Annotated in this window: 9 protein-coding genes; all 9 read left to right on the top strand. The window is 60.5% G+C overall.

Features of this window, described 5'->3' with window-relative positions; all coding sequences use genetic code 11:
* Positions 1 to 79 precede the first annotated feature (79 nt).
* The 9 genes from ACZ25R_RS21385 (at position 80) to addA (ending at position 14,777) form a co-directional block, all read left to right on the top strand.
* On the top strand, positions 80 to 481 hold the full coding sequence (locus ACZ25R_RS21385; protein WP_091879322.1) for a PTS sugar transporter subunit IIA: 402 nt from the start codon (positions 80 to 82) through the stop codon (positions 479 to 481).
* 13 nt (positions 482 to 494) lie between these two features.
* On the top strand, positions 495 to 809 hold the full coding sequence (locus tag ACZ25R_RS21380) for an HPr family phosphocarrier protein (protein ID WP_105734117.1): 315 nt from the start codon (positions 495 to 497) through the stop codon (positions 807 to 809).
* A gap of 1 nt (position 810) precedes the next feature.
* On the top strand, positions 811 to 1,608 hold the full coding sequence (locus ACZ25R_RS21375) for a glutamate racemase (RefSeq protein ID WP_472462142.1): 798 nt from the start codon (positions 811 to 813) through the stop codon (positions 1,606 to 1,608).
* A 142-nt stretch (positions 1,609 to 1,750) separates the two neighbouring features.
* Entirely contained in the window at positions 1,751 to 3,151 is a 1,401-nt protein-coding gene (gene ahcY / locus ACZ25R_RS21370) for an adenosylhomocysteinase (protein WP_223613974.1), read from the top strand.
* A 207-nt stretch (positions 3,152 to 3,358) separates the two neighbouring features.
* Positions 3,359 to 5,890 (top strand): sensor histidine kinase, encoded by a 2,532-nt coding sequence (locus ACZ25R_RS21365; RefSeq protein ID WP_404928137.1) that lies wholly within the window; start codon positions 3,359 to 3,361, stop codon positions 5,888 to 5,890.
* 7 nt (positions 5,891 to 5,897) lie between these two features.
* On the top strand, positions 5,898 to 7,409 hold the full coding sequence (gene tsaE / locus ACZ25R_RS21360) for a tRNA (adenosine(37)-N6)-threonylcarbamoyltransferase complex ATPase subunit type 1 TsaE (protein ID WP_472462141.1): 1,512 nt from the start codon (positions 5,898 to 5,900) through the stop codon (positions 7,407 to 7,409).
* On the top strand, positions 7,410 to 8,141 hold the full coding sequence (locus ACZ25R_RS21355; RefSeq protein ID WP_472462140.1) for a nucleotidyltransferase family protein: 732 nt from the start codon (positions 7,410 to 7,412) through the stop codon (positions 8,139 to 8,141). It begins immediately after the preceding gene.
* A complete protein-coding gene (gene addB, locus ACZ25R_RS21350; protein WP_472462139.1) occupies positions 8,134 to 11,277 on the top strand; it encodes a double-strand break repair protein AddB in 3,144 nt (1,047 codons plus the stop codon). Before ACZ25R_RS21355 ends, addB begins: the two co-directional genes overlap by 8 nt.
* Positions 11,274 to 14,777 (top strand): double-strand break repair helicase AddA, encoded by a 3,504-nt coding sequence (addA, locus tag ACZ25R_RS21345; RefSeq protein ID WP_472462138.1) that lies wholly within the window; start codon positions 11,274 to 11,276, stop codon positions 14,775 to 14,777. Before addB ends, addA begins: the two co-directional genes overlap by 4 nt.
* Positions 14,778 to 14,797: the final 20 nt, after the last annotated feature.

Below are 14,797 nucleotides of genomic sequence, written 5' to 3'. Positions count from 1 at the left end.
GACACCTGCCAAGTGGGGCATTCAATGCGCAGAAAAAAGCCTAAACCCAATGGGCTGGCGCAACAGGAGCAGTTTCAGAATGATCGGACTCGTGCTTGTGACGCACGGAAGACTGGCCGAGGAATTTCATCATGCTGTTGAGCATGTGGTCGGTCAGCAGGAATATTTGGAAACCGTCTCAATCGGTGCCGATGATGATATGGAGCAACGCAGGCGCGACATTGTCGATGCGGTGGCGCGTGCCGATAGCGGCAATGGCGTCATCATTTTGACAGATATGTTTGGCGGTACTCCTTCCAATCTGGCCATTTCAGTGATGGAATCGGGACGGATCGAGGTTATCGCCGGCGTCAATCTGCCCATGCTGATCAAGCTGTCGAGTGTACGCGTCACCAATGACATGGCGGCGTCGCTGCGCGAGGGGCAGGATGCCGGACGCAAATACATCAATGTGGCCAGTCAGGTGCTGACAGCCAAATAGAGGTTGAACACGCATGCGCCTGACAGGAGAAACGACCGGCACGTTTGATCCGGACAATGCGCTGGTTGCATCTTTCGAGATCATCAACCGGCGCGGGCTGCATGCGCGCGCTTCCGCCAAATTCGTCCAGCTCGTCGATGGTTACGACGCCCATGTGCGCGTCGAGAAAGACGGCATGACCGTGGGTGGAACCTCCATCATGGGGTTGATGATGCTTGCAGCCTCGCCGGGCTGCTGCATCAAAGTCAGCGCTTCAGGCCGGCAGGCCAGCGATGTGATGATGGCCCTCGGGGCACTCATCGCCGATAAGTTCGGCGAAGAAGCCTGATGTGACGCTCGTCAGCCCGATTGCTGTCTTTGATGCGGGGATCGGCAGCTATGCCATTGTCGATCTGCTCCGGCGGCGGCTTCCCAGGCAGGATATCCTCTATTTCGCCGATCGCGCCAGCTTTCCCTATGGGAGAAAACCACGCAGCGAGTTGCTGTCCGTCATGGACCGGACGATGCGGTTCTTGATGGCGCATGACCCATCGGCCATCATCGTCGCTTCGAACGTGCCGTCGATAACCGTGATGGATGACCTGAAATCCATGGTGAACGTGCCGCTCTTTGGGGTTGTGCCGCCGCTGGCGGAAGCCCTTGCGACGACGCAAACCGGCAAGGTCGGCATCATGGGCGTGCAGTCGATGACCGGAAGCCCGCAGTTGCGGCAGTTCGTCGGCAGGCATACCGGTGATCCCGATGCCGTCGCCCTGATCGATGCCTCGCCCATGGTCGACCTCGTCGAGAATGGCGACTTTCTGTTCAATGTCGCCGCGACCCGGCAAAAGGTCGATGATTTCCTCGGCACGGTTTTTCGCAGCCATCCGGATATCGACGTGCTTACCCTGTCGAGCACGCACCTGCCGTGGCTCCGTTCCTTTTTTGAGGCCAGCCGTCCGTCCTGCCGGTTCCTGGATCCGGCCGAGGCGATCGTGCAGACCATCGGCGCGGGGACGCAGGGCAGCGGCACCACCATCGCCATTGCTACCGAAAGCGCCGAATATACGCTGGATGCATTCCGGGCGATGCTGGCAAAACTGCGGATCGCCCTGCCTGTCAGTCCTGTTTCGCTGCCATTGCAATAAAACAACCGCCCTTCGGATATGCACGCATAAGGATTTCTTTATATCCCATTGTGCGCTCCGCCCTAATCTGATAGTCAACAGCAACCTCCGGTCGCCTCGGAATGGCGGCTGGACCGAAAAACAAAGACGGAGCTGACAACAGATGGCCGATAAACAGGATTTTATAGTCAAGGACCTTGAGCTGGCCGCATGGGGCCGCAAGGAAATTGAAATCGCCGAAACCGAAATGCCGGGCCTGATGGCCAGCCGCGAAGAGTTTGGCACGTCCAAGCCGCTCAAGGGCGCGCGCATCACCGGTTCGCTTCATATGACGATCCAGACTGCGGTCCTGATCGAAACGCTGCAGGCCCTGGGCGCAACCGTGCGCTGGGCATCGTGCAATATTTTCTCGACCCAGGATCATGCGGCAGCGGCAATCGCAGCCACCGGAACCCCGGTTTTCGCCGTCAAGGGCGAAACGCTGGAAGAATACTGGACCTATACCGACAAGATTTTCCAGTGGCCGGATGGCCAGCCTTCCAACATGATCCTCGATGATGGCGGCGATGCCACCATGTACATCCTGATCGGCGCGCGCGCCGAAGCCGGTGAAGACGTTCTGTCCAATCCGGGCAGCGAAGAAGAAGAGATCCTCTTTGCCCAGATCAAGAAGCGCATGAAGGAAACGCCGGGCTTCTTCACCAAGCAGCGCGATGCGATCAAGGGTGTCACGGAAGAAACGACAACCGGTGTGAACCGTCTGTACCAGTTGCAGAAGAAGGGCCTCCTGCCTTTCCCGGCAATCAACGTCAACGACAGCGTCACCAAGTCGAAGTTCGACAACAAGTATGGCTGCAAGGAATCGCTGGTGGATGGTATCCGCCGCGCCACCGACGTCATGATGGCCGGCAAGGTTGCCGTGGTTTGCGGTTACGGTGACGTGGGCAAGGGTTCGGCCCAATCGCTCCTCGGTGCCGGTGCACGCGTCAAGGTCACGGAAGTTGATCCGATCTGCGCGCTGCAGGCTGCGATGGACGGTTTCGAAGTGGTCACGCTTGAAGATGCCGCACCAACCGCCGACATCATCATCACCACGACCGGCAACAAGGATGTCATCAAGCTCGATGACATGCGCAAGATGAAGGACATGGTGATCGTCGGTAACATCGGTCACTTCGACAACGAGATCCAGGTCTCGGCACTGCGCAACCTCAAGTGGAACAACATCAAGCCGCAGGTCGACATGATCTCGTTCCCGGACGGCAAGCGCATGCTGCTTCTCTCCGAAGGCCGTCTGCTCAATCTGGGCAACGCAACGGGACATCCGAGCTTCGTCATGTCCGCGTCGTTCACCAACCAGGTTCTGGCTCAGATCGAGCTCTACAGCCGCGGTGAGCAGTACAAGAATGAGGTCTACGTCCTGCCGAAGCATCTCGATGAAAAGGTCGCGCGCCTGCATCTCGATAAGCTTGGTGCGAAATTGACGACCCTTTCGGACGAACAGGCTGCCTATATCGGTGTCACACCGAATGGCCCTTTCAAGTCGGACCACTACAGATATTAATCTGTTAACCAGTACACACAATATATGGAAGCCGAAGGATTGACAAATTCTTCGGCTTTCTTTTTTGCGCGGAGTTCTTCCCGTCGATTCGTCAAGGGTTTATTGTAGTGATTCGGGATAGCTTTCTTCCAGATGGGCCAAATGGTTGGATCAATCAGATGGGTTGGAACATGAGATATCTGTCAGGATGGGGCGACGACGGTTGATATGAAGATTGGTGATGGGGATGTTCGCGGGAAAGAAGCAACACGCGGAAAGCGGGTGCTGAAGAAACTGCGGACTGTGCTGGCGGGAGCCGGCTCGACTGTTTCTATCCTTGGCGCCATGTCTTCCGCCGCCCATGCCGATGATCCGCTTGGCAAGATCAACACCCCATTCGGGGTTGCATTCGGCACGTTCGAAGTCATCCAGTTTGCCATGTTCCTCGGCGCGATGGGCGCGGCCCTGTTGTCGGCGGGCTGGCTGATCCGCGAGCGCAGCCGCATTGCCAGCGAGAATCGCCAGTTACGCGACAAGGTCGCCGATCTCAATGTCGCGGTTCAGCGCGGCGAAGCGCTGCTCAATCTGAAGGATCAACGGGTGGTTGTGTGGGAAGGCAACTCCACGGCGCCCAATCTCGTCGGCAGCCTGCCGCAGGAAATCGGTGTTCCCGAAGACCGCTCGCTGTTTCTGGCTTTTGGCCGCTGGTTGCGCATTGATTCCGCAACGTTGCTCGATCGCTCTGTCGAGGCCCTGCGCGGCAAGGCGCGTGCCTTCGACATCGTCGTCGAGACGTCGAAGGGAACGCCACTGGAGGTCCAGGGCCGTACGTCCGGCGGCTATGCCATTGTTCGTTTCATCAGCCTCGGCGAGGCGCGCGCCACCCAGGCGCTGCTGAAGACGGAAAACTATCAGCTCAACGAAGCCCTGACCACATTGCGGGGACTGCTGGAACAACTGGAAATGCCGGCCTGGAGCCGCGACAGGAGCGGCAAGCTCAATTGGGTCAACATGGCCTATGCCAAGGCGGTTGATGTCAGTGACGTGCATGTTGCCGTGGCGGAGACACGCGAATTGTTCGGGGTACAGGCACGCGAGCGTATCGAGCGCGAGAAAGCGGCAAGCCGGCCTTTCCACGATGAACTGTCGACGGTGGTCGGCGGCGATCGTCACGTGTTCCGGGTCACGGATGTCGCAAGCAGCGCCGGTTCCGCCGGTCTGGCCAATGATGTCAGCGACATTGAACTGGTGCGCGAGGAATTCAAGCGCACCGTCCTCAATCATTCGGACACGCTGGACCAGTTGAATTCGGCAGTCGCCATGTTCGACGCGAACAGAAAGCTGCAATTCTTCAACCAGGCATTTGCCAAGCTGTGGGGGCTGGAAACCTCGCTGCTGGAAAGCCGGCCCGACAATGCCATGCTGCTCGACCGCTTCCGCAGCGACGGCACATTGCCGGAACAGCCGGATTGGCGCCGCTGGAAGGATTCCATGCTTTCGGCCTATCATTCCGTCGAATCGCAGGAGCATTTGTGGCATCTGACCGACGGCCGCACCTTGCGCGTCATCGTCAATCCGCAGCCCAAGGGCGGCGTCACCTGGGTTTTCGAGAACCTGACGGAAAAGCTGCAGCTGGAAAGCCGCTACAACACGCTGATCAAGGTACAGGGACAGACGCTGGACCATCTGGCCGAAGGTGTGGCGGTGTTCGGTTCCGATGGCAAGATTCGCCTGTCGAATCCCGCCTTTGCATCGCTCTGGTCACTGAAAGCCGAACAGGTCGCCGAAGGCATGCATATCTCGGCGATCCGCCGCCTGTGCGAGCCGGTTTCCGATGCAACCCAATGGGAAAGCTTTGTGACGACCGTCACAGGCTTTGACGACAAACGCGAGTCCCTGTCAGGTCATGTCGAGCTGACGACCGGAAAAATCCTCTATTTTGCCTCTGCACCCCTGCCGAGCGGCCAGACCATGCTGACCTTCGTCGATGTAACGGATTCCGTGCGGGTCGAACGGGCGCTGAAGGAAAAGAATGAGGCGCTGGAGCGCACGGATGAACTGAAAAACGATTTCGTCCAGCATGTCTCCTATGAGCTGCGCTCGCCGCTGACCAACATCATGGGCTTTACCGAACTGCTGCAGACGCCGATGACCGGCCCGCTCAACGAGCGCCAGCGCGATTATCTCGACCATATCGGCACATCGTCCTCGGTCCTGCTGACCATCGTCAACGATATTCTTGATCTTGCCACGGTCGATGCCGGTATCATGGAGCTGGACATCAGTGACGTCTCCGTCGCCGATGCCGTCGCCACTGCCTCCGAAAAAGTAGCCGAACGCCTCAAGGAGCATAACATCCTGCTCGACACCCGCATTGCATCCGGCGCGGGTTCTTTCCGTGCCGATGCCAGCCGTGTCAAGCAGGTGCTTGCCAATCTTCTCAGCAATGCCGCCAATTACGCTCCCGAAGGCAGCACGATCACACTGACCTGCGGACGGGAACAGAATGAGATGGTTTTCAGCGTTCAGGACAACGGACCTGGCATGCCGGACTATGTGCTGGACAGTATTTTCAAGCGGTTCCAGCCCTATCCGAACGGTGGCCGCAAGCGCGGTGCCGGTCTTGGCCTTTCCATCGTCAAAGGCTTTGTGGAGCTGCATGGCGGGAAGGTCGATATCAGCAGTGCCGCGGGCAGGGGCACGCTGGTGACCTGCCGGTTCCCGCTGGAAGCACGCACCTTCAGCATCGCTGCTGAATAAGGCGCCCATGACGTCCCTGACACTCCAGCTTGCAACGGCAGACGACACGGAACGGCTTGGTCAGGACATCGGGCTGGCGCTGGTCAAGGGTGATCTTGTCACGCTGTCCGGCAATTTGGGGGCCGGCAAATCGACGCTGGCCCGCGGGCTGATCCGCACCATTGCCAATGACAGTGCCTATGAGGTTCCAAGCCCCACCTTCACGATCGTGCAATCCTATCCGGAACTGCGTTTGCCGATCAGTCACGTGGATTTGTACAGGCTGTCTTCCAGCGAAGAAATCGACGAGCTTGGACTGGACGAAGCACTGGAGGACGGCGCAGTTCTGGTGGAGTGGCCGGAGCGGGCCGACGAGGTGCTGGCCAAGCCGGCAATCCGCATCAATCTGCTCCATGATGGCAATGGCCGCACGGTCGAGATTGAGGGGGAAGACGCCGCCCTTGCAAGGCTGCAGCGCTCGCTCGCCATACGCACATTCCTTGGCCGCGCGGGATATGCCGACGCAGACCGCCGCTATCTGCTTGGCGATGCCTCTGCACGCGGCTACGAGACGATCGATACAGGCTGTGAACGTCCGCTGATCCTCATGAACTCACCCTATAATCCCGGCGGACCGATCCTGCGCGATGGCAAGACCTATATGCAGATCGCCCATCTTTCCCAGTCGGTGACGGCGTTCGTTGCGGTCAACCATCTCTTGCGGTCCAATGGCTTCTATGTTCCGCAGATCATGTCCGACGATCTCGACAACGGCTTCCTGTTGCTCGAGAATCTTGGAAATGAAGGCATACTCGATGCGGATGGCGCGCCCATCGTCGAACGGTACGAGGCGTCCGTGCGGTTGCTGGCGCGCATGCATGAGCGCTCCTGGGCGCGCGACGTCGAGATTGCCAAGGGCTATACCCATCATATCCATGATTTCGACCGCGACGCCATGATGATCGAAGTGGAGCTTCTGTCGGATTGGTATGTTCCGCGGATGGCGGGTTTCCGGCTGGCGCCGGAACAGAAGGCGGCCTACATTGCCGCTTGGGATCGTGTCTTTAGTCGGCTTCGTTATTCGGAAAAAAGCCTGGTTCAGCGCGATTTCCATTCCCCCAACATTCTCTGGCGCAGCGAGGCCAGCGGCATCGACCGCGTCGGGCTTCTCGATTTTCAGGATGCGATGATTGGTCCATCCGCCTATGACGTAGCGTCTCTGGTGCTCGATGCGCGCGTAACGGTCGAGCCTGAACTTCAGCAATACCTGCTGGCCGCTTATGTCGAGGAACGGCAGTCCCGCGACAGTTCTTTCAATGAAAGTGCCTTCCTGGAGGCCTTTTCCATCATGGCGGCGCAGCGCAATGCCAAGATTCTGGGAATTTTCGTGCGGCTGGATGAACGGGACGGCAAACCCTATTATCTCAAGCACCTTCCGCGCATCCAGGCTTATCTGGCCGGCGCTCTCGACCATCCGTCGCTGACGCCTGTCCGTGAATGGTGCGAAAAGATGGACCTACTTTCCCTGGAGCAGCAGTGAATGACGATACCCGATACGGCGATGCTTCTGGCTGCGGGCCTCGGAAAACGCCTGCGTCCGATTACCGATACGATGCCAAAACCGCTGGTAAAGATAGCCGGCAAATCATTGATCGATTGGGGTCTTGATGCTCTCAACGCGGCAGGTGTTGCCCGCGCGGTGGTCAATGTTCACTATCTCGCCGACCAGATGGAACAGCATCTCGGATTGCGACGCTCGCCGGCAATCGCCATATCGGACGAGCGGGCTGAACTGCTCGATTCGGCTGGCGGCATCGTCAAAGCCCTGCCCCTGATCGGTCAGGGCGCCTTTTACATTCTCAACGCCGATACATTCTGGATCGACGGGCCCCGCCCCAATCTTGTCCGTCTCGCCGAAGCATGGGATGCTTCGAAGATGGACATTCTTGTGATGGTGGCACGCCTGGATCAGGCGACCGGCTATGAAGGCCGCGGCGATTTCACCGTGGATGCCCAGGGAAGGCTGCAGCGCTTCCGCGAAGGTGACGCATCGCCCTATATTTATGCCGGGGCTGCGATCACGCATCCGCGTCTCTTTGAAGGAAAACCGGTGGCGCGTGCGTCGCTTAATCGCTATTTTGATGAAGCCATCAGTGCCGGGCGTCTCTTCGGGATGCCGATGCAGGGCCATTGGCTGACCGTCGGCACGCCCGAGGCGATCGGAGAGGCGGAAGCCGTGATTGCCGGCCTCGGGCAGGAGACCCATGGTTGAGCGCCACAGCCCACGCATTTTCTCGATAGCGCCCGGCGACCCCTTTCTTCCCGCTCTGGTCGACGCGATTCTGTCCGGCAATCTCATTCCCGGTTTTCCGGCCAATCCCGTCGATCCGCTGGCGCTTGCCGGGGCGACGATTTATGTGCCGACCCGCCGCGCGGCGCGGACCCTGCGCTCGCTGCTTGTTGAAAAGAGTCCGGTGAAATCCGCGATCCTTCCCGTCATCCGGCCGCTCGGTGACGTAGACGAGGATGCGGCGATGTTTGATATGGGGTCGGACGCGTTTTTCGATCTGCTGCCGCCGGTCAGTTCGACGGAGCGGCTGCTTCTGCTTGCACGGCTGGTGCGGCCGTGGCGGGAGCGCCTGCCGCAGCATGTCCGTGCCCTGTTCGGCAATGAGGACATTGCCATTCCGGCGACCACGGCGGATGCCATCTGGCTGGCGCGCGATCTGGCCGGGCTCATGGATCAGGTGGAGACAGAGGCAAGCGGCTGGAGCACGCTGTCGAACATCGTTTCGGAGGAACTGCCGGAGTGGTGGCAGGTGACATTGGATTTCCTCAACATCGTCACCAGTCTCTGGCCGGATATTCTCAATGAGCGGCACCGGTCCAATCCCGCCGCCCACCGCAATCAGCTGATCGAACTGGAAGCAGAGCGGCTTCTGCGCAACCCACCCGATGGCCCTGTTATCGCTGCGGGTTCCACCGGCTCGATCCCGGCCACAGCACATCTTCTCAGCGCAATCGCCGCCCTGCCGCAAGGTGCGGTGGTCCTGCCGGGGCTTGATCGCGATATGGATGAGACCAGCTGGCAGGTGCTGGCCAACACGCAGGACAATCCGTCCATCTTTGGTCATCCGCAATTCGGCCTGAGGAAGCTTCTGGCCGAGCTTGGCGTCCTGCGCCAGGACGTTGTCCGTCTTGGCACGGTCAGCCCGCAGAAGCGGGCACGCGAGCACTTGCTGGCGGAAGCCATGCGCCCTGCCGAAACAAGCGAGGCGTGGAGTGCTATCAACCGGGAAAGCAACGCGTTTTCCGCCGCGGTCGCGCCCGTCGCCCTGATCGAGGCAGCCAACGAACGCGAGGAAGCACTGGCAGTGGCGATCGCCCTGCGCGATGCCATTGAAACACCAGATAAGACGGCGGCGCTCATTACGGCGGATCGGGATCTCGCCCGGCGTGTGGCCAGTGAACTCGCGCGTTTCAACATTGCCGCCGATGATTCCGGCGGTCATGCCCTGCGCGAAACCCAGCCGGCAACGCTCTTGCGCCTCACCCTGGAAACGGTGTTCAATCCCGGTGACCCCGTCGTGCTGCTGGCCCTGCTCAAACATCCGCTGACGCGGCTCGGCATGGACCGCAACGCCGTCCGGCAGGCGGCGGAAACCATTGAACTCATTGCCCTGCGCGGCGGCACCGGACGCGCGACCCTGGCAGGACTGGCTGAATTCTTTGAGCGGCGTCTTGCCGAAGGCAGTGCGTCACCCTTCGAGCCTGTCTGGCTGCGCCAGATTTCCGCGCAGCGGATTGAGGCCGCGCGGACCGTCTGCGCGGCGCTCGGGCAATGCATGCTTGAGCTCAGTGCCTTCACGCAGGTCGGCGAATCCGTGGAAATATCGGATATCGTCCGGGCGACAATTGCCAGCCTCGAAAATCTGGTCCGCGATGACAGGGGTGATATATCTGGGCTTTATACCGGCGCTGCCGGAGAACAGTTCGCCGCCTTTCTGCGCAATCTCGTCTCCGCTGATTCCGGTCTCGATTTCATGCCGGTAGAATGGCCGGCAATGATCGAAGCCCTGATGGCGGGTGAGGTGGTGAAACCCAAGGCCGGTGCCCATCCGCGCCTGTTCATCTGGGGTGCACTGGAAGCGCGCCTGCAGACCGTCGATACCGTCATCATCGGCGGGCTGAATGAGGGGTCCTGGCCGGGCAAAACCCGCAATGATCCCTTCATGTCCCGGCCGATGAAAGCCGTCATCAACCTGGAACCGCCGGAACGGCGCACCGGCCTTGCGGCGCATGATTTCCAGATGGCGCTCGGCATGGAGCGGGTCATTCTCAGCCGGGCGCAGCGCTCGGCCAATGCGCCAACCGTTGCATCGCGCTGGTTGCAGCGGCTGGAAACGGTACTTGGCAAGAAGGCCGGTGATGAATTGCGCGCACGCGGTGCGCAATATCTGCATTGGGCCCGGGATATCGACGATGCGCCGGATGAGGACTTTGTCAAACGGCCGGAGCCAAAGCCGCCGCTCGAGGCGCGGCCAAAGCATTTTTCCGTCACGGAAATCGAAACCCTGCGGCGCGATCCCTACGCGATCTTCGCCCGTCGCATCCTGCGCCTGCGTCCCATCGAACCGCTGATCCGCGATCCCGATGCGGCGGAGCGCGGCTCGCTGTTTCACAACATTCTGGCGCATTTCACCGAACAGGGTATCGATCCTGTTCGTGCCGATGCGGCTGCCCGGCTTTCGGAGATTGGCCGGCGCTATTTCGATGACATCGCCTTGCCGGACGAAATCGACGCGGTGTGGTGGCCGCGTTTCCTGAATCTCGTGCCCGAGTTCCTGCAATGGGAGCGCGAACGGGCGCCGCTGCTGGCCGAGCGCCATCCGGAAATCGCCTCGAAGAAAATCCCTGTCGAAGCGTCGGGCGTCACGCTTTCCGGCCGTGCCGACCGTGTTGATCTGATGCGGGACGGCACCGTTGAAATCATCGATTACAAGACGGGCTCTACCCCCTCGCGCAAGCAGGCCCATGTGCTGCTCTCGCCGCAGCTGGCACTGGAAGCGGCGCTTCTCGCCCGCGGTGCCTTTCACGAAGTTGGTGCACGTCAGGCCTCGGATCTGCTCTACGTGCGCTTGCGGCCAAACGGCCGGGTGGATCCTGAATCGATCCTCAAGGTGGGAACAGCGGCCAGCAAGAGCGAAAAGACTGCGCCTGAGCTGGGTGTGCTTGCGTGGCTCCGCTTGAATGAACTGCTTGTTGCCTATCATGACCCGCAAAAGGGTTATCTGTCGCGCGCCCTGCCGTTCAAGGAAAGCGATCTGACGGGGGATTACGATCATCTCGCGCGGGTGCTGGAATGGTCGGCGGGCGGCGCTGACGATGGCGGGGAGGGCGGGGAATGAAAAAGCCGCTCAACATCCCCAGGGAAACCATTGCCGACCAGAACAGTGCCGCCAATCCGGTGGATTCGGTCTGGGTGTCCGCCAATGCCGGGTCAGGCAAGACACACGTTCTGACTGAGCGCGTCATCCGCCTTCTGCTCGACGGCACCGATCCGTCGAAAATACTATGTCTGACCTATACCAAGGCCGCAGCAGCCGTCATGCAGAACCGTGTCTTTGCCCGGCTTTCCGATTGGGCAACCATGGATGAGGAGGCACTGGCGCAAACGATCGAGAAAATCGATGGCAAGCGTCCCGGACCCGCGCGGCTGGCGCAGGCACGCCGCCTGTTTGCCCGGGCGTTGGAAACGCCGGGTGGGCTGAAGATCCAGACGATCCACGCCTTCTGCGAGGCCATTCTGCATCAGTTTCCATTGGAAGCGAACATCGCCGGTCATTTCGAGCTGATGGATGACATGATGCAGGTGGCTCTGGTGGGGGAAGCACGCCGCCAACTGCTGCAGACGGCGCGGCTTGACGGCAATGTCGAGCTTGCGGCTGCCTTCAACGATGTCCTGGACGCGGCCGGCGAATTCGGGTTGCAGGAACTGCTCGATGAAGCCGTCAACAAGCGCCATGACCTGACGCAGTTCATTCGTGACGTGGGTCATGATGCGCTGCGGCGTCCCCTCTTCTTTGCCCAGTTTGGCTTTACCGGCGCGGAGACGGAAGACGATATCCTGTCCACCCTCTGGCCGGTTTCAGAATTCCCTCAGGGCGTGCTGGACGATATCATGGCGGTGCCGAAGGGCGCTTCGCGGGCCCAGGAATTTGCGCTCCTGCTGCGGTTTGCCAAGGTGAATGATCAAATCGATCAGCGCGAAGAGGTGCTGCGCGCCGCCTTTCTCAAAGCGACAGGCGACCCCAAGAGCGGCAGCTATGTCGCGTCGAAGGGCGTGACCGACCGCATTCCCGATTTCATCGAACGCTATGACCGGGCAGCGGACAGGGTTTTCAGCGGCCTGGACCGCCTGAAGCAGCTGCGGCAGATCCGGCTGACCCTGTCGGCACTGGTGCTGATCGACGATCTGATCGGCCGTTACCAGCAGATGAAAAGGGCGCGGGGCCTGCTCGACTTCGATGATCTGATCGTGCGCACGGTGGCACTGCTGGCGCGGCAGGATGCCGGGCCGTGGGTGCAGTACAAGCTCGACAAGGGCATTGATCACATTCTGGTCGATGAGGCGCAGGATACCAGCCCCAACCAGTGGCGGGTCATCCGCCTGCTCAGCGAGGAGTTTTTTTCCGGCAGTACCGCGCGCACCGTCCGGCGTACCCTGTTCGCCGTGGGTGACGAAAAGCAGTCCATCTATTCGTTTCAGGGCGCCATCCCGGAAGATTTCGCCCGGCATGGCAAGGCAACCGAGAAAAACGCCAAAAATGCCGAACTGAGTTTCTCCAGGGTCAATCTGAACTTCTCCTTCCGCTCCGTGCCCGACGTGCTGTCCGCAGTGGATGCCGTGTTCAAACGGCCTGAAGCCAATCGCGGCTTTGGTGCCGATCACGGGGCGACTGTCCACACGGCGATCCGGTCCGGTGATCCCGGTGAGGTGCAGATCTGGGATATGCTGACGCCCGAAATCACGGAACAGGAGGAGGATTGGCGCACACCGGTCGACAGCCTTCCCGCGCCGCCGGTTCGCCTTGCCGAACAGATCGCCCGGACCATCGATCTCTGGTTGAAAAACGGCGAGGTCATCGAAGGCAAAAACCGGCGTCTGCAGGCGCGCGATATCATGGTTCTGGTGCGCAAGCGCGATCAGTTCATGCCCGCCCTGTCGCGCGAGTTGAAGAAGCGCCATGTGCCGGTGGCCGGTGCCGACCGGCTCAAACTGACGGACCATATCGCCGTCAAGGATTTGATGGCGCTTGGCCGTTTCATGCTCTTGTCCTCCGATGATTTGTCGCTGGCGGCGCTGCTCAAGAGCCCGATCTTCAAATGGGACGACGACCAGCTTTTTCATCTGGCGCATGGGCGGGCAGAGAACGAAACCCTGCATCAGCGCCTGACGATCCGGGCCAAGAGCGATCCGGCGCTGGCGGCCGTCGCCAAGCGACTGCAGGAGTGGCGCAACCGTGCCGATACGGTGCCTGTGTTCGAATTCTACGCGGATATTCTTGGCAGCGGCGGTGCGCGGCGCGAGCTTCTGGCGCGGCTTGGGCACGAGGCTGGCGACGTGATCGACGAATTCCAGAACTATGCCATCGCCACGGAGAAGACCGGTCTTCCCGGACTGCAGGCCTTTCTGGAAACGCTCGAGGCCGCCACGCCCGAGATCAAGCGCGAACTCGACCAGAGCCGGGATGAAGTGCGGATCATGACGGTCCATGCAGCCAAGGGACTGGAAGCTGCGGTGGTATTCCTTGTTGATTCCGGCAGTTCCGCTTCATCGGGCGGGCGAACGCCCAATCTTCTGTCGTTTCCAATGAGGGAAGAAGAGGGATGGCAGGGCAAGGGGTTCCTTTTCGTGCCGTCGAAATCCTATGCGACGGCCTTTACGGGGTCGATTGTCGAAAACCTGAAGGTACGGTCAGAAGAGGAGTATCGCCGTCTGCTCTATGTCGGCATGACCCGCGCGGAAGATCGTCTGATCGTTTGCGGCTATCGTGGTGCCCGCCAGTCTCCGGATACCTGGCACGGTCTTGTCGATGCGGCGCTGACGGATGTGAGCGAACCGTTCGATCATCCGGTTGAGGGCATCGTAGCGAAACGTTACCGCGAGACTGCGCGGACCGGTGGTCCGGTGCAGGAGCCGGAATTGGTGCCGGCGGCATCGGTTATGCCTTTCCCGTCCCGGTATCGTGCGCCGATGGCAAGGGAGGCCGGGCTGCCGCGCCCGCTGGCGCCGTCCGGCGTGTCTCTCCTGATCGAGCCCGAAGAGGAAGAGCCGCTGGTCACCGGCTCGCCGGTTCTCGGCGTGGAGAGCACTGATCCCGCCTTTGCGATCCGGCGCGGTACGGTCATCCATGCGCTGCTACAGACATTGCCCAATCTGCCCGCCGCCCAGCGCCGCGCTGCCGCCGAGCGGTATCTCTCCCGCGCTGCCTTTGACTGGAAGCCGGAAGAAATCGAAAGCGCCCTGCAATCGGCATTCGCCGTCATGGACGATCAGCGTTTCGCGCCGGTCTTCGCGCCCGGCTCCCTCGCCGAAATCGCAGTCATGGGCACGTTGCATCTGCGCGGCAAGGATCATGCCGTATCCGGCGTCATTGACCGGCTTGCAGTGAGCGAAAGCTGCGTGCTGATCGTCGATTACAAGACCAACCGCCCGGCGCCGCGCAGCCTGAAAGAAGTGCCCGACGCCTATGTGGCGCAGCTGGCACTCTACCGGCAATTGCTGGAGCCGCTTTATCCTGGAAAGAGCGTGGAGGCTGCCCTGCTGTTCACCGAAGGCCCCCATCTCATCGATATTCCGGTGAATGAGATGCAGGCCGCCCTTGCCCGTCTCACCGCATCGTGAGATGACCGAGCTTGACGCGG

It is taken from the genome of Phyllobacterium sp. RCAM01083 (assembly GCF_055685835.1).
This window is presented reverse-complemented; position numbering and strand designations above follow the sequence as displayed.